Source organism: Mucilaginibacter sp. OAE612, assembly GCF_041806395.1.
Classification (GTDB): domain Bacteria; phylum Bacteroidota; class Bacteroidia; order Sphingobacteriales; family Sphingobacteriaceae; genus Mucilaginibacter; species Mucilaginibacter rubeus.
Map to the genome: position 1 here is coordinate 5,554,231 of NZ_JBGMUW010000001.1, position 18,422 is coordinate 5,572,652.

The 18,422-nt window shown below is 44.4% G+C and carries 12 protein-coding genes; 5 read left to right on the forward strand and 7 right to left on the reverse strand.

All coding sequences use genetic code 11. The features are described 5' to 3' along the window. Positions 1-71: 71 nt before the first annotated feature. Positions 72-512: a low molecular weight protein-tyrosine-phosphatase gene (locus ABID99_RS23100; protein WP_373615225.1), complete on the forward strand. Its 441-nt coding sequence runs from the start codon at positions 72-74 to the stop codon at positions 510-512. A 36-nt stretch (positions 513-548) separates the two neighbouring features. Here ABID99_RS23100 and ABID99_RS23105 read toward each other — a convergent pair whose 3' ends face one another. Then, positions 549-1,079, reverse strand: coding sequence for a GNAT family N-acetyltransferase (locus ABID99_RS23105; RefSeq protein WP_373615226.1), 531 nt, complete (start codon positions 1,077-1,079; stop codon positions 549-551). 163 nt (positions 1,080-1,242) lie between these two features. Here ABID99_RS23105 and ABID99_RS23110 point away from each other — a divergent pair, with 163 nt between their 5' ends. From ABID99_RS23110 to ABID99_RS23120, 3 genes are all read left to right on the forward strand, one after another. After that, on the forward strand, positions 1,243-2,472 hold the full coding sequence (locus tag ABID99_RS23110; RefSeq protein ID WP_175490032.1) for a DEAD/DEAH box helicase: 1,230 nt from the start codon (positions 1,243-1,245) through the stop codon (positions 2,470-2,472). 203 nt (positions 2,473-2,675) lie between these two features. Further along, positions 2,676-3,671, forward strand: a complete 996-nt coding sequence (locus tag ABID99_RS23115; protein ID WP_373615227.1) for a glycoside hydrolase family 43 protein — start codon at positions 2,676-2,678, stop codon at positions 3,669-3,671. A gap of 318 nt (positions 3,672-3,989) precedes the next feature. Further along, a complete protein-coding gene (locus ABID99_RS23120; protein WP_373615228.1) occupies positions 3,990-5,606 on the forward strand; it encodes an aminopeptidase P N-terminal domain-containing protein in 1,617 nt (538 codons plus the stop codon). Positions 5,607-5,911: 305 nt separating this feature from the next. Here the strand turns inward: ABID99_RS23120 and ABID99_RS23125 are convergent, their stop codons facing one another. The 5 genes from ABID99_RS23125 to ABID99_RS23145 all read right to left on the reverse strand — a co-directional run bounded on the left by ABID99_RS23125 (position 5,912) and on the right by ABID99_RS23145 (position 15,991). Further along, positions 5,912-7,819 (reverse strand): beta-N-acetylhexosaminidase, encoded by a 1,908-nt coding sequence (locus tag ABID99_RS23125; protein ID WP_373615229.1) that lies wholly within the window; start codon positions 7,817-7,819, stop codon positions 5,912-5,914. Positions 7,820-8,100: 281 nt separating this feature from the next. After that, a complete protein-coding gene (locus ABID99_RS23130) occupies positions 8,101-9,228 on the reverse strand; it encodes an acyltransferase family protein (RefSeq protein WP_373615230.1) in 1,128 nt (375 codons plus the stop codon). A gap of 172 nt (positions 9,229-9,400) precedes the next feature. Next, entirely contained in the window at positions 9,401-11,182 is a 1,782-nt protein-coding gene (locus tag ABID99_RS23135; RefSeq protein WP_373615231.1) for a RagB/SusD family nutrient uptake outer membrane protein, read from the reverse strand. A 23-nt stretch (positions 11,183-11,205) separates the two neighbouring features. After that, positions 11,206-14,706 carry a TonB-dependent receptor gene (locus ABID99_RS23140; protein ID WP_373615232.1) on the reverse strand — a complete coding sequence of 1,167 codons (3,501 nt, stop codon included), beginning with the start codon at positions 14,704-14,706 and terminating at the stop codon, positions 11,206-11,208. Positions 14,707-14,926: 220 nt separating this feature from the next. Beyond that, positions 14,927-15,991 carry a FecR family protein gene (locus ABID99_RS23145; protein WP_373615233.1) on the reverse strand — a complete coding sequence of 355 codons (1,065 nt, stop codon included), beginning with the start codon at positions 15,989-15,991 and terminating at the stop codon, positions 14,927-14,929. Positions 15,992-16,232: 241 nt separating this feature from the next. Between ABID99_RS23145 and ABID99_RS23150 the strand changes: the two genes are divergently transcribed. Further along, positions 16,233-16,793, forward strand: a complete 561-nt coding sequence (locus tag ABID99_RS23150) for an RNA polymerase sigma-70 factor (RefSeq protein ID WP_091167536.1) — start codon at positions 16,233-16,235, stop codon at positions 16,791-16,793. Positions 16,794-17,074: 281 nt separating this feature from the next. Here the strand turns inward: ABID99_RS23150 and ABID99_RS23155 are convergent, their stop codons facing one another. Next, positions 17,075-18,412 carry an efflux RND transporter periplasmic adaptor subunit gene (locus ABID99_RS23155; protein WP_090530676.1) on the reverse strand — a complete coding sequence of 446 codons (1,338 nt, stop codon included), beginning with the start codon at positions 18,410-18,412 and terminating at the stop codon, positions 17,075-17,077. Between the last annotated feature and the right edge of the window lie 10 nt (positions 18,413-18,422).

An 18,422-nucleotide genomic window follows, 5' to 3' on the forward strand; every position in this document is an offset into this window, starting at 1 on the left:
GCTGAAAGGTAAAAGGTTGCTTTTCTGCCTAAACCTTTTGCCTTTATCCTTTCGCCTTTTACCTCAAAAAAATGAAAATACTAATGGTATGCCTGGGTAATATATGCCGTTCGCCGCTGGCGGAGGGGGTTATGCAGCACCTGGCAGATGAAAATGGACTTGGCTGGGATGTTGATTCGGCGGGTACCGGAAGATGGCATGTGGGCGAAGCGCCCGACAGACGTTCAATCCGCGCAGCACGGAACCACGGCATTGATATCAGCAAACAAATTTGCCGCCAGTTTAAACGAAGCGACTTTGACGAGTTCGACCATATTTTTGTGATGGACCGCAATAACCTGAGCGATGTGCTTGATATGGCCCGCAACGAAGCACAGGCTGCTAAAGTAAAACTCCTTTTAGGTAATAAGGTTGTTCCCGATCCATACTACGACGATAACCAGTTTGAACCGGTTTTTGAATTAATTGAAAACGGGTGTAGGGATATTATTAAAGAGTTACACCCCCTCTAAATCTCCCCCATTGGGGGAGACTTTTAATAAATGTCTTTAAGCCCTCCCTTCCGGGGAGGGTTGGGTGGGGTTTTTCACCCTAAAAAACGGCACATCTTCCCCATACCAAAACACAATCCCTTCCCGTACAAAACCGGCTTTAATCAGCACCCTTTGTGATGCTGCGTTTTGAGGATGGGTAACGGCGCAAATCTCTTTTAGCCCTATATCATTGAATCCATAACTGATCAGTGCTTCGGCAAGTTCGGTAGCTATGCCTTGTCCCCAGTATTTGAGATGCAGCCGGTAGCCCAGTTCAATGCGGCTCTTGTCGTAATCGCTTGGTTTAAGGGCGCAAACACCTATAAAATCGTTATCTGTGATATTAAAAATCCCCCATTTGCCCAGGCCCGATCCGTTCTGGTATTCCTTAAGCGTATCTTTAAAAACCTGTTTACTCTCTTGCGGAGTACGTTTTTTCACATATTGAGTAAGCCGGTCATCGGCATCTATTGCGGTAACAAGTTCTTCATCTTCGGCTGTGAATTCACGGATCAGCAAGCGTGGTGTTTGAGTGATAATATTCATAGGTTTTCAAAAATATATTTTTGAATTGATTGTACAGGTAAGTTGAGTGTCATATAAAAGGTGACCGGATTTATTTTGCCCCTTTAAGGGAAGGTCAATTAATGCTAAAACCCTCATTTGCCGTTAAATTTTTATACCTTGCATAATTTACTTATAAGATATAGTGACTTTCCAGGATTTTAAATTTAACGAGCAATTATTTGAAGGTGTAGAGAGCATGGGTTTCGTAAACCCCACACCCATACAATCTATGGCCATCCCGGCCATTATGGAAGGGCGCGACCTGATTGCATGCGCTCAAACCGGTACAGGTAAAACCGGCGCTTACTTGCTTCCTGTTTTAAACAGCATCAGCAAAACAAATAAACACCATACCAGTGCCCTTATACTTGCCCCAACGCGCGAGCTTGCCCAACAAATAGATCAGCAGGTTGAAGGCCTTGCTTATTTTACCGGCATCAGCTCCATCGCTGTTTTTGGCGGCGGCGACGGCATTGTTTACGAACAACAGCGCCGCGGCATTCAAAACAATGTAAATATTATTGTTGCTACCCCCGGCAGACTGATAGCCCACCTTACATCGGGCGTGCTGAAGCTTAATCACCTTACTCATTTGGTGCTTGATGAGGCCGACCGGATGCTGGATATGGGATTTTCTGATGATATCATGAAGATCATCAGCTATCTGCCTAAAGAAAGGCAAACGCTGTTGTTTTCTGCCACCATGCCCGGCCGCATCCGCTCATTGGCAAAAGCTATTTTGAAAGATCCGGAGCAGATCAATATCGCTATCTCACAGCCGGCTGTAGGGATCGATCAGCAGGTTTACCGGGTTCATGATCAGCAAAAAACGCCGCTGGTACAGCATATTCTGAAAGATTCGGCATTTACAAGCATCATCATCTTTGCATCACGCAAGGAGATCGTTAAAGCGCTATACAAAGAACTTAAGGCTATCAAGATTAACGCCATGTCGTTCCACTCCGATCTGGAACAGAAGGAGCGTGAAGAGATCCTGCTTAAGTTCAAAAACAAGCAATTACCGGTTATCATCGGTACCGATGCCCTTTCGCGCGGTATTGACGTAGAGGGTATCGACCTGGTGATCAACTACGATGTCCCCGGAGATCCGGAAGATTATATTCACCGTATTGGTCGTACGGCCCGCGCCGCTACCACCGGTACCGCAATAACCTTCGTTAACCACCGCGATGAGCGCAAGCTTAAAAATATTGAAAAACTGATTGAAAAACCGATAAAGCTGATGGCGCTGCCGGATGAACTGGCCACGATACAGCCCCTGAAGCCCGAACAGCCTCAAGGAGATGCCAAAAGGAAACCTAACCGTCGCTGGGGCAAAAAGAAGCCGAAACAGCAGAATACGGGTAATTAAAAAGTTTTCACGAATACCATTTGGGGTATTGATTTAATTTAATCGAATTACACGAACTCTGTTCCTTTAGGGCTCTCACAGAGGATGCCGGCGGGGAACAGGATTCTTAATTCGTGTAATTCGCTTCAATTCGAATAAATTCGTGTTTCATTACTAAAACGTTTTATCTATTTTAATATCTTAGACCAAAAATCTATTTCCCAATGATCATTCCTAAAAAACTGGTTTTACTGGCAACGTTTGGTGCGGCAATTATCATATCTGAAAATAAGGCATTAGCACAAGAGAAGAAAACATCAGGTAACCCTATTGTTGAAGGTTGGTATGCCGACCCGGAAGCCAAAATCTTCAATAAACAATACTGGGTATATCCAACCTATTCGGCTAAATATAACGACCAGGTATTTATGGATGCCTTTTCATCACCCGATCTGGTTAACTGGACTAAGCATCCGCATATTATTGATACCACTGCTGTAAAATGGGCAAAGCGTGCCATGTGGGCGCCCGCTGTAACCGAAAAAGATGGCAAATACTATATCTTTTTTGGCGCCAACGATATCCAGAACAACAATGAAATTGGTGGTATAGGTGTTGCCGTTGGCGATAAACCTGAAGGCCCGTTCAAAGACCTTTTGGGCAAACCACTCATTGGCCAGATCATCAATAAAGCGCAACCTATCGACCAGTTTGTTTTTAAGGATGACGATGGTCAGTATTATATGATATATGGTGGCTGGGGCCAATGTAATATCGTAAAGCTAAAAAATGATTTTACCGGCATTGAGCCGTTTAAAGATGGCGAAACCTACAAACTCATCACACCCAAAGATTATGTAGAAGGCCCGGTGATGTTTAAACGCAAAGGCAAATACTACTTTATGTGGAGCGAAGGCGGCTGGACCGGCCCGGATTACCGCGTAGCTTATGCCATCGGCGATTCGCCGTTTGGTCCTTTTAACCGTATCGGGACAATATTAAAACAGGACCCGAATATTGCTACAGGAGCAGGTCACCATTCGGTGATCCAGGTGCAGGGTAAGGATGAATGGTATATTGTTTATCACCGCCGCCCCTTGACCGAAACTGATGGCAACCACCGCGTTACCTGCATCGATAAAATGTACTTTGATAAGGATGGCAAGATCCTGCCGGTGAAAATCACCAATGAAGGTGTAACGGCAAGGAAGATTAAATAGATCGTTCAAATTTAATATGTCATTGCGAGCGATAGCGCGGCAATCTCATAGCTAATGCTATTCGCTATGCCGGTTTGCTGTCTATGCGACGAGATTGCCACGTCGCCCCAGGCACAAACCCGGGCCGCTCCTCGCAATGACATAGTTGGTTTTTTGTAGCCATTGTGGTTTCAGCGTTGATATTGTCGTTGATAATTTGCACATCTGAAATCTTTTCATTTGCACATCAATCTTTTCCCCCTAAAAGGGTGAGCATGATAATCCCTGATATTTAGTATCTTAAACCGTTTTTTTGACTGACATTATTCCTTTATCATTATGACGCGATCAATTTTTCGGGCATTAGTAATTTTACTTGCCCTTACTGGCAGCAACCGCTGTTTCGGACAAGCCGCCGAAAACTTACCCACCGATTATTTAAGCAAAGAATTTCATGCCGGAAGGCGACAGGCCCTGCGTAACCTGATGCCAGCCAATTCGGTGATGGTGATCTTCTCGTACCCTGAACAGGTGTTTTCGAACGATGTTAACTACGTTTATCATCCTAATCCCGACCTGTATTATTTTTCAGGCTACAAAGAACCCAACTCGGTATTGTTAGTGTTTAAAGACATGCAGGCTGGGGGCGACAGCAGCTATAATGAGGTGCTATTTGTACGTCACCGGGATGCCGCTCGTGAGCAATGGACAGGCAGGCGTTTAGGCGTTGAGGGCGCTAAATCGCAGCTTGGTTTTAAGCGGGTTTACAACAGCGAGGATTTCGCGAAATTCCCGGTTGATTTTAAAAAGTTTGCCAATGTGTATTATGATGCACTGCCCGAAGATGTTACCGGTGATGGATCGACCGGCGAGCTAAAAAAACTGATCGCAGCTTTTAAAAATAAGGCTGGTATAACAGAAACCAACAGGCAGGTTATGAGTGATCTTAATTTGATAGCAAGAATGGTTACTCCTCAAAATTTAGCCCGTTTCATGACTTATTTTAAAGATAAGTTTGCTGATGAGGATCACAAGAATAATCCGCTTATACAACAATTGGCGGCCAAGCCCGATTCTGCAACGCTTGCCTATGTTAAGGCAAAGATTGGCACAACTTACGGCGGTAACACCGGATATGCTGAATTTACTTCAAAACTCCGCGGCGTAAAAACACCCGAAGAAATAGCCGTATTGAAAAAAGCGGTTGAGATCTCAAGCCTTGCCCATCTGGAAGTAATGAAATCGGTAAAACCCAATATGAGCGAGCGCGAGGTTGAAGGCATCATGACCTACGTGCATAAAAGATACGGAGCAGAAGACGAGGGATATCCACCAATTGTAGGTGCAGGCGCTAATGGCTGTATCCTGCATTATGAAGAAAACTCGGCCACAAAAATTGATAACCAGTTATTACTCATGGATGTTGGTGCCGAATATCATGGTTATTCTGCCGACGTTACCCGCACCGTACCGGCTAACGGCAAATTTACCGAAGAGCAAAAGGCTATTTATCAATTGGTATACGACGCACAGGAAGAGATTTTTAAATTGTGTAAAGCCGGTGTGCCCTATGCCAGTCTTGAGCAAAAATCGGTAGAAGTATTATCGGCCGGACTGATTAAACTCGGTATCATCAAGGACGCGTCAGAAGTGCGTAAATATTACCCGCATGGCTGTTCGCACCATTTAGGGCTTGATGTGCATGACAAAGGCGGTCGCGGTAATTTGGAAGAGAATTGGGTGATCACCGTTGAGCCGGGGATCTATATCCCTGCCGGCAGTCCATGTGATAAAAAATGGTGGAATATAGGTGTACGTATTGAAGATGACGTGGTGATTGGTAAAGATAAGGGTACTATCCTATCAATGGATGCACCTCGCAAATGGCAGGATGTTGAAAAAGCTGCTACCGAGAAAAGTATTTTTGAGGCTGCCAAATTTCCGGAGCTGAAATAAAAATGAAGCCAATAGAAAAAGCCGCCGCCGCTCGGCTCCAGCCGAGTGGCAACTATTAAGCGGCCTCTGGCCGCCGAAGCGAAAATACCTTGCCTCGTTTGTAATGCGATATCCGCGATGCAATCGCCGAACCATATTAAGCGCTCGTTGCAAACGACCGCAAGAAAATAACAGAACTTCGGCGGCCAGAGGCCGTTTGATAGTAAACACTCGGCTGGAGCCGAGCGTTGGCGATAGTATAAGCGTACTTAAACACGAAAGCCCTCCGAAATTCAATCCGGGGGGCTTTCGTTTTATAATTATTCTTATTTCTTTATCCTGCTTTTTAATTCAGCCAACGGCATGGTAACCATACGGCCAATCGGTTTTTTACCGCGATAGGTGATCACCCTTAGCGTGGTTGCATCTTTAGGGGCATCTATCGGCGCTGTGTACTTAGGATAAAACCTGTCGGGGAACGAGTTGTCGAAGCTGTAATAAGTGTCCAGCCCGTTTACCTCATTGGTTAAAGTGATTTTTAACGTGCTGTCAGGATTCAACACCGCATCAAATGACGGGTCGTAAGCACTTGGGGCTATTTTGGTTTCGGCTTCATCAAAGCGCGGGAAGTGTTTCTCTACCCTGCTGAAAAATCCATCCCAGTTTTTAGGGCCCTTTGGCGACCATACATCCTCGGCAATAGCCATTCCACGTGGCCAGGTCATATATTCGGCCTGGCGGATGTTGTATACCTGCTCAGTCCATAAGTTGGCCTGACCGCCTTTAATGAGGCGCGCATCAACACTATCCGGTACAGGCTCCCATGAATAGGTTTTGTTAAGGCGAAGAGTTGCGTAGATTTTTGTTTCGTTTACACGGTCGCTTTGCATGTAGTCAAGGTAAGCGAACGTTGTTGGGCTCATTACCACCTCATGACCTGCTTTAGCGGCGGTGATACCTCCCTGAATACCCCGCCAGCTCATCACGGCTGCATTAGGGCCCAGACCGCCCTCAATGATCTCGTCCCAACCCATGAATTTTTTACCTTTCGATTCTACAATCTTTTCAAGTCGCTTTTCGAAATAAGCCTGTACTTCGCTCATCGTTTTCAGGTTTTCTTTAGCCATTAATGCTTTTATGGCATCGCTTTGCTCCCAGAAGTTTTTGGCGCACTCGTCGCCCCCTAAATGGATATAGTCGAAGGGGAACAGTTGGGCAACTTCAGTAACCACCTTATCCATAAAGGTATAAACCGCTTCATTGGCCGGGCAAAGCGTGTTATCAACAATAGCGCGGTTATGCGGCCCGCTCCAGTCCATAAAAGGTTCGCCGGAGTTCACCACGTATTTATCGGCACCCGGTGTGCATGAAAGCTCAGGGTAGGCAACTATCGCAGCAAGGCTATGGCCCGGTACGTCAATTTCGGGCAGGATGTTCACAAACCTGTCTTTGGCGTATTGTACCAACTCTTTGATATCTTCCTGGGTATAAAAACCGCCGTAGGTACGTGGCTCATCAGGTGTAGGTGGAGTAAACGTACCAAACTGCCCTACTTTTTTAACGTTGTGCGATCCTACTTCGGTTAACCTTGGCAGGCTTTTGATCTCCACTCGCCATCCTTCATCATCGGTAAGGTGTAAATGCAGCAGGTTAAATTTATACTTAACCATGGCATCGATGTATTGCTTAACCTCGGCTTTGGTAAAAAAGTGACGGGATACGTCAAACATCAACCCTCTCCAGCCAAACCTTGGATAGTCGGTAATTTCGACTGCTGGTGCAGTCCATTTTACGCCCCTGGCTACTTCCAGTCCTTCAATTTCTTTAGGCAACAACTGGAAAAACGTCTGTATGCCATAAAATAGTCCCGCGGCATCATTAGCACGGATCACTACTTTTTTAGGAGTTACGGATAGTTTATAGCCTTCGGTTTTGAGTAAGGTATCGGCTGTTTTATTTAGAATCAGCCTGATGGGCGCTGTTGGCGCTACACTTTTTACGGTGATAAATACACCTGTAGCTGTAGAAAGTTTTCTTTTAAGATAGGCAGTTACATTTGCCACATCAGCCGAAGAACCGGCTTCTACAACAACCGTTTTGGGCAATACAAACTGGCCGGTAGTTTGGGTAACTTTTACCGGTTGCGGAATAAGCGCGAGTGCTGGTTTGGTTGTTTGGGCCGCAGAAAGCAGGTGTGCCATACAGCCGCAAAGCAATAAGAATAATTTCTTCATAAAGAATTGTTATTTAATTGGATGTACGCAAATTAAACTTTTTAAATAATATTAAGAAGTGTATTTTCTGAACCATGATTTTTAGGATTTGAGGATGACCAGGATATTGTCTGAACTCAAATTTTAAAAGAATTTTTAGATTCTTTTTTGAATTTGCAGAGCGTTCTGTAATTATTTAATTCCTTAAAATTCCTGTTCAGACAAAATCGGTGAAATCAAAAATCAATCGATGAAACCCAAAAAAAAATCCGAAATCGAACATTCGAAATCCAAAATTTCAATCACACCCTGATATAAATATTCCGTTTATCAAGTATATAGGCAACCAGCCAGCAAATCATCATAAAGCTGATAGCGAATAGCAATGATCCAATCGGGCCGGGCGCTATAGCCTGGTAAAAAGCGGTGTTGATCCAGTCGACAGCGTTGGTTCCGCTTATGATGATCATGCTTACCGGTATCAGCAGTATTTCGGAAAGCACATAAATAGGCAGCGGATTTTTGCCCATGGTGGTGAAAAAGCGCGCCCAATTACCTTTGTTCCAATTATTGATCTCCAAAGCATATATCAAGGCTGAGAGGATCACTAAATCCAACCCGGTGGTTACCAGCACAAAAGAGCTTGTCCACAGTTTTTTATTGATCGGGAAAACCATGTTCCAGCATAAGGCCAAAAAGATAAACAGGCAGCCGGTTAACAGCAATTTGGTAGTGGAATCATATCCCTTCCCTTTTTGCTGAATGAATTTACCTGCATAGTAACCAACCACCACATTTACAATGGCAGGCAGGGTGCTCAATACGCCTTCCGGATCGAAGGGAATGCCCTCGCCATGATATAAATGATCAGGACCGAATAAAAATTTATCAAGATAAATGCCCGCATTGCCGGTCATGCTCAGCGGATCAGCCGGGTTACCGTACACCAGCAGGATGATCCAGTAGATCACTAAAAACAAACCGGATAAAATAAAAACCGTTTGTTTGGATAGGAAATGGATCATAAGTGAGGCAAAGCAATAACACAGGGCAATGCGTTGCAAAACACCCATAATGCGTGTATGTGTAATAGGTTTTAAATGAAAGCCGCCACTGGTTGAAAAGAAAGGGAACCAGTACATAAGGTACCCTATTAAAAATATAAGCAACGTACGCCTGAAAATTTTGCTAAGCACGGCCGCGTTGCCCATTTCCTGGTAGCGTTTCATTGAAAAGCTCATGGCATTGCCTACGGCAAACAAAAAGGAAGGAAATACAAGATCGGTTGGGGTGAAGCCATGCCATGCGGCATGTTCAAGTGGTGAAAAAGGGGCCGCTCCGCTGCCCGGCGTATTTACAATGATCATGAAGCATAACGTCATGCCACGAAATACATCCAGCGATAAAAACCGCGATGATGATTTGTCCATAAATGGGTTAAAAAATGTTTATAATCAGCTTGTTAAAAAAAGCAGGGATGTTAAGGCAAGATAATAAACTTACCGGGAATGCATATTGTCCCGGTAAGTTATAAGCCGTTACAAAACCGAACGCCGCCAGTTTATAGCTTTTAGCTTTGCGCATTTTTTCTTTCAGCTTTAATTAATGATAACCCGGGTTTTGTTTCAATTGCGGTGTGCCGCCTTTAGCGCTTAAGTCAATCTCTACCAGCGGTATCGGGAAATATTCGCTTTTACCTTTAATAAATTTACCGCCTTTTACATCACTGGTCAACGTACTTTGATATGCTATGTAAGCATTAAGCTCGGTATCGGCAATGCCCCAGCGTACCAGGTCAAAAAAGCGGTGACCTTCCATGGCAAGCTCAATTTTACGCTCAAAATAAATGGCTTTAAGCGCAAAATCCTTACTGGCAAACGCACCGCCGGGATATGGGCTCACTTTATAGTTTGCTGCTGCCTGAATGGTGAAACCTGCCGTAGGATCATCATTATCTTTGTATTTATGTACAAAACCTTCGGGGTTAGCTGCGCGGTTACGCACCATGTTTACATAGCTTTCGGCTTTATCCAGGCTCCCAACCTGTGCTTCGACCTCAGCGGCCATTAACAGTACATCGGCGTAACGAATAATGTTATAATTGATGCCTGAGCCTGGCGCCCACGAGGTGTTATCGCCGTTTACATCCTGCTCGGCCTGGCCGTAAACGTTTTTGATAGGCGAATAAGGGCCGCCGTACTGCTGATCGCGGATCCAGTCGGCTCCTGGATGTAAGCCCCAGTCAAGATAAGGGATCCCGCGGCGACCAGCAGTCCAGTCAAGGCGCGGATCAATTGTGCCGGCGTCAGGAGTATAATCGTCGGCCGATGCCAGGCCCATATCTGTTTTTATAGCGTGACTGTTATAATCGTCAAGATATGGTAAGCCGGTAGTTGAATTGGTGCGGAAATGATTTACAAGGTCAATTGATGGCTGGTAAAAACCACAGCAGCTAAACGGGCTGCTATTGCCGTACGGAAAGTTAAGCATATCGCCGTTGTTTGCCTGCGACGGGCCGTTAGGATCGGTATTGGCAGCAGCCTGAACAGCAAAAACAGATTCGGCGCTGTTGTTGGTAGCTGTTCTGAAATTGTCGTTGAATTTAGCGTTAAGTGCATACTTTTTACCATCGGAAGTTACACCCTGCGCAATAACCGCATCAAATACAACCTTTGCTTCAGCATATTTATGCTCGTACAGGTATGTTTTACCTAAGTATGCACCGGCAGCCCATTTATTGGCGCGACCAACTTCGGTTTGGGTATTAGGCAGATTGTCGTAAGCGAATTTGAAATCCGCTTCAATCTTTGGCCAAATATCTGTGTTGTTAGGTTGATTAATGTCGGTTGTTGTTTCATCAAGATAAGGCACATTATTGAACATCTTTTTCAGGTCGAAATAATAATGCGCTCTTAAGAAACGGGCCTGTGCCAGTATATTAGTTTTATTTGAGGCTGATATCGAAGTAACCTTATTGGTTATTTTGATGGTGTTGTTTGTGCGTGATACCCCCTCGTAATCGGCCCGCCATTTGCTGTCAAAAAAACCATTGCTGGCATCTGCGTTGTATTTCATCATCGGCTCTATCGGTTGCTGATCGCCGGCAATACTGCCTTTTGATGCATCACCGCCTACTACACCGCCATATACCCAGTTATCCGGCGAGGCTTCCCAGGCACCGCCGCCGCCTACAGCGGCATCGCCGCCCTGCTGACCATCCAACACCGCATATGCACCTACAAGCAGTTCATTAGCTCCTGATTCTGTTTCGAGAAATTGAGGCTCGAGGGCGCCGTTAATAGGCTTATCGAGATATGATTTTTTACACGCGCCAAGCGATAGTGTGCTTAAAAGCGCTATGGAAATAAGTTTTTTAGCTTTCATTGTAATCCGTTTAAATATTGCTGTTATAATGAAAAATTAACTCCGAATATGAAGGTGCGCGGGCTGGCGTAGCTACCCTCGTCAATACCAAAATCTTTGGTGTTGCCGCTTAGTTCAGGATCAACACCGCTGTAACCTGTTAAAGTAAACAGGTTGGTTGCCGATACATAGATCCTTAACTTTTGGATCCCTGCCTTTTTAAGCCCTGCAATGTTAAAGGTGTAGCCAACCTGTGCGTTACGCATGCGCACATAAGTGCCATTTTCAACAAAGTATGAGTTTGGTGTAGCGCCGCTGCTGGTTGATGCGTCGAGCTCCTGGATAGGTGCCTTTGCATTTTGATGAGTTGGTGTCCATGAATCGTTAAGCGCGGTATAGCTTTTTGCTGTGCCGAATGAAGCATAGAAGTCTCTCCAGTATTTAACGCTGTTCCATAGTTTATTGCCAAATGAGCCGTAAAGGAATATGCTGGCATCAAAGTTTTTATAGTTTACACCCAGGTTTAAACCGGCAGTAACTTTCGGGTTTGGATTACCGATAAAAGTACGATCGGCATCGGTAATGACACCATCACCGTTTACGTCTTTATACCTGAAACGGCCAACCTTTACATCTGATTGGTAGTAAGCATTCGGATCGCCGGTGCGGGTTTGTACAGCTTTGTCGGCTGCGTCAATTTCGGCCTGCGAATTCCAGAAGCCCATGATTTGGTAGCCATAAAACTCGCCTAAAGAATGACCTACCTGGCTGCGGGTAATCGGGTTATCAAACCTGCTTGTTGCCGAGCCGGGGAAGTAATCCCTGTCATCAGATACTTTTAATACTTTATTATTATAAGTGGTTAAAGTACCGGTAGCATTAAAGCTCAGATCGCTGCTGGCCCTGAAGTTGCCGGTAACAGAAAGGTCAAGACCATCGGTTTTCATTTTACCAACGTTTTGTGCCGGGAAAGCACCATTACCCGCAGTACCTAACTGAGTAGCGTTAAATAACAAGTCCTTAATGTCTTTGCGATAGTAATCGGCGGTTACGGCTATTTTGCCGCCAAATAAGGTTGCATCAAAACCAAAATTGGAGTTAATATCTTTTTCCCAAAGCGCGTGAGGGTTGGCTGTTTGATCCTGGTAAAAGCCAGGGGTCAGGTTAAGTGAACCATCGATAGGATAATACGACTGGCCAATATCATTGCTGAACGTAACGTAAGCATCTTTACTGCCCATATTGATCTGATTACCCATAATACCCCAGCCGCCTCTTAGCTTAAGGTCGGTAAGCCAGGTAATATTTTTCATGAAGTTTTCCTGCGAGATCCGCCAGCCTGCGCTGAATGCCGGGAAATAACCGTAACGTTGGTCGACCGGGAATTTTGATGAGCCATCACGACGGATAGTGGCGTTAAACAGGTAGCGGTCGTTATAAGTATAATCTAAACGGGCAAACTCCGAAAATAACGAGTTGTTAGATTTGCCGCTGTAGGTGTTTTTATTGGTAGTACCGGTAGACAGGTTTACATAATCAGGATCAAAAGTGTAAAATCCCTGTATGCTGCCGCCAACATAACGGTCATGGTCTTCAACGGCCTCGGTACCTACCACTATGTTAACATTGTGTTTGCCAAATACTTTTTGATAGCTAAGGGTGTTGGTCCAGTTATAAGTGTAGCTATTGTCCGAGCCTTCGCTGTAAGTATTTGTTGAAGAGTTTTCAACGTTTTCATAGGTAGGAAACGAAAACGAATGGTTGTTGCTGTTGATGATATCGCCGCCAAAACTGGTGCGTAAGGTAAGGCCGGGAATAATGTCGGCTTCGGCAAATACGTTACCAAGCAAACGATAACTTGTTGACTGGTTGTTTTTTGTACGCTCCTGTATGGCAACCGGGTTGTTGGCATCGCCGAGGCCTGTGCCGTAACTGCCTGCGTAGTTACCTTTAATATCATAAACCGGAATGATAGGTTGCTCGCGCAGGGCATGTGCAATAACGCCGTCCGGGTCATTAGTGCTAACCTGCGAATGTGATGTTCCGTCATTTACCTGCGGCTGCCTGGTTATAGAATAAGCCAGGTTTTCGCCCACCCTGATGTGTTTAGTTACATTGTAGGTGGTATTTGAGCGCAGTGTGTACCGTTTAAGATAAGTATCAATCAGTGTACCTTGCTGGTTAAAATAATTTAAGGAAAATAAATAGCTGGCGTTATCAGTACTGCCGCTCAACGATATATTGTGACTATTCATCGGGGCCGATTTAAACAACTCGTGATACCAGTCGGTACCGGCTTTGTTGGCCCTTGTTATCCTGTAAAAATTGCCAAGGTCTGCAGCTGATGTATAAAAAGGATTTACGTAGTATTTTGATGGATCGACAGAGGGGTCACCTTCTTTAGCACCTGCCGGGGTAATATAATCAGGCAGTGTAAAAGCCGAGCCAGTACCGGTTGGGTTGTACAAGGCATCTTTAATGCTGTTATCGCCCGAATTTTTCTTAGCCGTAAGTTTCAGATCGGCCATTTGTTGCGGCGTAATGGTATTCCAGACATTGCCGCCTTTTGGTCTTTGCGTACCGTAGTAGGCATCATATTGAATATTTACTTTGCCCTTACCCCGTTTGGTAGTGATGATGATAACGCCGTTTGCCGCCCTTGCACCATATATTGATGCCGAACTTGCGTCTTTTAACACCTGGAAGGTCTCCACATCATTAGGGTTCAGCGTGCTTACATCATATGTTTCCACACCGTCAACTACGTATAAGGGAGTATTATTTCCGAAAGTATTAAAACCCCTGATGTGTACCTGCGGCTCTTCACCGGGTTGTCCTGATCCGGTAACGGTAACGCCCGATGCCTGGCCTTGCAATTGCGAGTTTACTGATGACGATGCCTGTTTGTTGAGATCTTTAACGTTAACTACCGCAACGGCGCCGGTAAGGTCTTTCTTTTTCTGCGTGGTATAACCAACCACAACCACCTCATTCAGCGCTTTTGACTCTTCAAGCAAAGTTACGTTGATGGTTGTTTGTCCGTTTACCGGAATAACCTGCGTGGTGAAGCCTAAAAAACCAAATTCAAGTGAGCCGTTACCATCGGGCAGGGTAAGACTGTATTTACCGTTGATGTCGGTAACTGTGCCTAAATTACTGCCCCTGAGCTTTACGCTAACGCCCGGTAAGGGCTGACCGCTCACATCTTTAACTACACCGGTTACAGTTACCGTGACAACAGGCTTTGCATCGGCAGGTTTTATAATGATGATGTCATCAACCACCTGGAAGGTTAAAGGCTGTTTTTGCAGCACCTTCTGCATTACGGTTTCAATAGGCGCGTCCTGCACATCCACGTTTATTTTCTTGTCGACATCAACCTGGTCAAGCCTGTAAAAAACGGTGTATTTACTGTTTTTTTCAATTTGCTTAAACATTTGCTTAACAGAAATATTGTTTACACTAAAGTTGTAAACGTTTTGTGAATAAGCGGCAGCGTGTATTTGCATAATGCCCGTTAAGAGCAGAACGGTTACCAGCTTCATAATTTTGATCGTTTTTTGCCACGGGCCGACGGCCAGAGCGGACTTTCTGTAAAAATTAATCATAAATTTGTTTGTTAATCAGTTAATACGATGCTTCCCCAAGCGTAGGGTATTAGCTTTGATTGCTTTAGGCCCGGGCGTGTTGGTAGCACATCCGGGTTTTTTATGTAAAAGAGAATGTTAGTTTTTGATCATAGTTTCCTTTTTGTTTTTTTAGTCGTTAATCATTATTGTTGTTTCGTGTAATGTTTACTGTGTTGCCGTTTACCGAATAATTGATAGCGGTGTTAGCTTTTATAATAGCCAGCACTTTTTCGATGCTTTGGATATTTTTAAAACTGCCCGAATAGCGGATACTGCTCAGTTCGGCATCGGTCATGTTGATGGTTACATTATATCTGCGTTCAAGCACTTTAGCTATTTCGCTAAGGGTAGCGCCGTCAAATACCAGCAGGTTTTCCTTCCAGCCATCATAACGGTCAAGCTTTGCCGAATCAATCTCCGATACCTGGATCTCATTCAGGCTTTTTGGATCTGGTGTGGTATAGCTATAGTTTTCTTTTTTGGGATGATAATAAATGCGGAGCACCTGCCGCGGCTTTACATAAATGCGGCTCATTTCATGCGCATTGTTATCTATATTTCCCTCTACAGATACCTCGCCTTTTACTACTGTGGTTTCAAAGAACGGGTCGGAGGCATAGGCCTTAAGATTAAACTTTGTACCTATGTCCCTTATGGTATAGTTTTTCGTATTTACAATAAAAGGGACCTCTTTTTTGCCGGGGGCGATATCAAAAAACGCTTCGCCTTCCAGGTAAACGGTACGGGTTGTTTTACCAAAATCGGCCGTATAATTAAGCTTGCTGCCCGCGTTAAGCCAAACCTGCGTACCATCGCTCAAAACAATTTTTTTAATAGCGCCAGGGTTAGCGGCTATTTGCCTTACACTTTCTACATTTTTTGAGTACCTGTTATATAAGGTAACAGTAACAGCCGCAAGCAAAGCAATAGCCGCGGCAGCTTTGCCCCAAGTGATCAGCCTTACATAGCGCGATGGCTGCTTTGGCTCGATATCGGCCGAAAGCTTGTTATAAGCATCATCTTTATTTACAACCGCTGGCTGCAGGTAAAGCATGTTATGCCAGGTATCATACAGTTGTACAAAATACTGCTCGTTTTCGGGGTGCGCACTTATCCATTGTTTAACCTGCTCAAGCTCCTGTGGGGTAGCTTCGCCGGTTATGTATTTTACCAGTAGCAGTTTTACTTCTTCGTTATCCATTTGTAATATTATCGTTAAGACAATCGAAAAAACAGATACCCTCAAAACGAAAAGAAATATTTTTCAATTTTATTCGGCGAGTAACCTGAACGTCCCCTTCATATTACGCGTAACTGTTTTTTTACAGAATGTTTGTAATTAGCTTTTCATTATTTCCATATTAATTTTGATACAGAATGAAAAACTCTGTAACTTGTTAAAGTTTTTTAAAAAGTATTCGGATTAATTAAAGGCGGGATTAATGATCCAGGAAAACAAACTACCTATAACCTCATTTACACAGGGTGACGCGAAAACGTTTGAAACCCTGTTCAGGCTATACTATACCCGCTTAACTTTGTTCTCCAATCGTTTTGTAAACGATTTAACCGTTGCCGAAGAAATTACCGCCGATGTATTTACTCACCTGTGGGAGCGCGGGCATGAGGTCAATTTTTGCTCATCAGTAAGTTCCTATCTTTTTAAAATGGTGCAAAACCGAAGCCTTAACTACCTTAAGCGCCAGAAAATAGAAAACCTTTACGTTAATTACCTCGAAAAAAACAACCTGTTTGATGAGTTGCGCAATACGCTCGAAAACGGACTGGAGGAAAAAGAACTCGCCCTGCAGATAGAAGCTGCCATAGCTACCCTTCCCGAAAAATGCCGCGAGATTTTTGTGTTGAGCCGTTTCAGCGATATGAAATATCGCGAAATTGCCGTACAGCTTAATATCTCCCCTAAAACAGTAGAGCGTCAGATGAGCATCGCCCTCGAAAAATTACGCCAGGTGTTGAAGCATGTGAGTTATATGCTTTTTTAAATTGCCGGTGAGTTACTATATATAGTTGTCGAAAGGTTGGTCATCCCGGGTGTCGAAAACCGGCGAACAGTGAAGGTAAAATAACAAAAAGAGGCCTATCAAGCCTGAGCCTGTCCAAGCGTGGACGGCAGGGATATGACCGCCGTTCATCTTAAACTCGCGCCCATTTTTAACGATGGGTTTAATCATCGGAAATTCCGTTCACAAAAAAGCCCGGCGAAACCGGGCGTCTGAAAATCTAATTGATATGCACATTTGAATCCTGCACATATGCATATCAATTACTTAGTATTATCAGCGTTAAATAATTTTGACTTATCTACTTTCTGAACAGCTTGCCCATCGCTAAGCGTTTTTGAAATAGCCGAATATGGAGCTGATACAACTTCTTCGCCACCTTTAAGGCCGGATAAGATCTGGATGTAACTATCGTTCTGGATACCAGTAGTTACCTGTACCTGTTTAAGCTTACCTGCGTTTAGTACAAATACGTATTCTTTGGCTACCGGACTGATTTGTGGTTTACTCTTATCCTCATCAGCTTTCGGCGGACCATTATTTTCTTTCTTTTCCTCGCGGGTGGTTACCGATTGGATTGGTACTGACAGCGCTTTGGCCGAATTAGTGCTGATATCAACAGTGGCTGTCAACCCCGGACGGAAAGGTGATGGATTATCGGCTGTTTTCTTTAACAGGGCGGCATATGAATCGGCATTGATCCTCACCTTTACAGTAAAGTTTGTTACCTGGTCGGCAGATGTACCCACCACGTTTGCCGAGCTGCCTATTTCAGTTACCACACCGGTAAATTTCTTACCTAAAAACGCGTCTACCTCAATTTTTGATGAATCGCCAAGGGAGATACGGTTGATGTCGTTTTCATTCACGTCAACATTCACGTCCATTTTGCTCAGATCAGAGATAGTCATGATCTCGGTACCGGCAAATTGCTGGGTCCCCAAAACACGCTCACCTTTTTCAACAGATAGCTTTGAAACCACCCCATCAACCGGCGAATAGATAGTTGTTTTCGCGAGGTTATCCTGTGCTTCCTTAACCGATGCCTGTGATTGTGCCAGGCCATATTGCGAGCCTACCACATTTTGTTTGGCAGCTTCAAGCGATGCTTTAGCGCCTTCATATGCAGCTTTGGCATTTTCAAATTCCGAAACCGTTAACACTTTTTTATCATAAAGCTCTTTACTGCGCTTGTAAATACCGGCCTGGTTAGCATAAGTAGCTTCGGCTTGTTTAAGCATCTGGCTTGAATTACCTACGCTTGCTTTTTGGGTATTGTATGACGCGATAGCCCGGTCGTACCCTGATTTTAAAATATCTGGCCTGATCTTACAAAGCAATTGGCCTTTTTTAACCACATCACCCTCTTTTATTGGCAGCTCAACCACCTCACCCGATACTTCGGGGCTTATCTTAACCTCAACATGTGGTTTGATCTTTCCGCTGGCCGATACGGTTTCATTTATTTCGCGTGTTTCGGCCTTTTCGGTAGCTACCTGGGTTAGCGCGGGCTTGCCTATCAGGCCCGTAACCTTAGCAATGATCAGCAGGACAATCAGTGCGCCAAGACCTATCAGAATATATTTAGTAGTTTTTCCCATGACGGTGAAT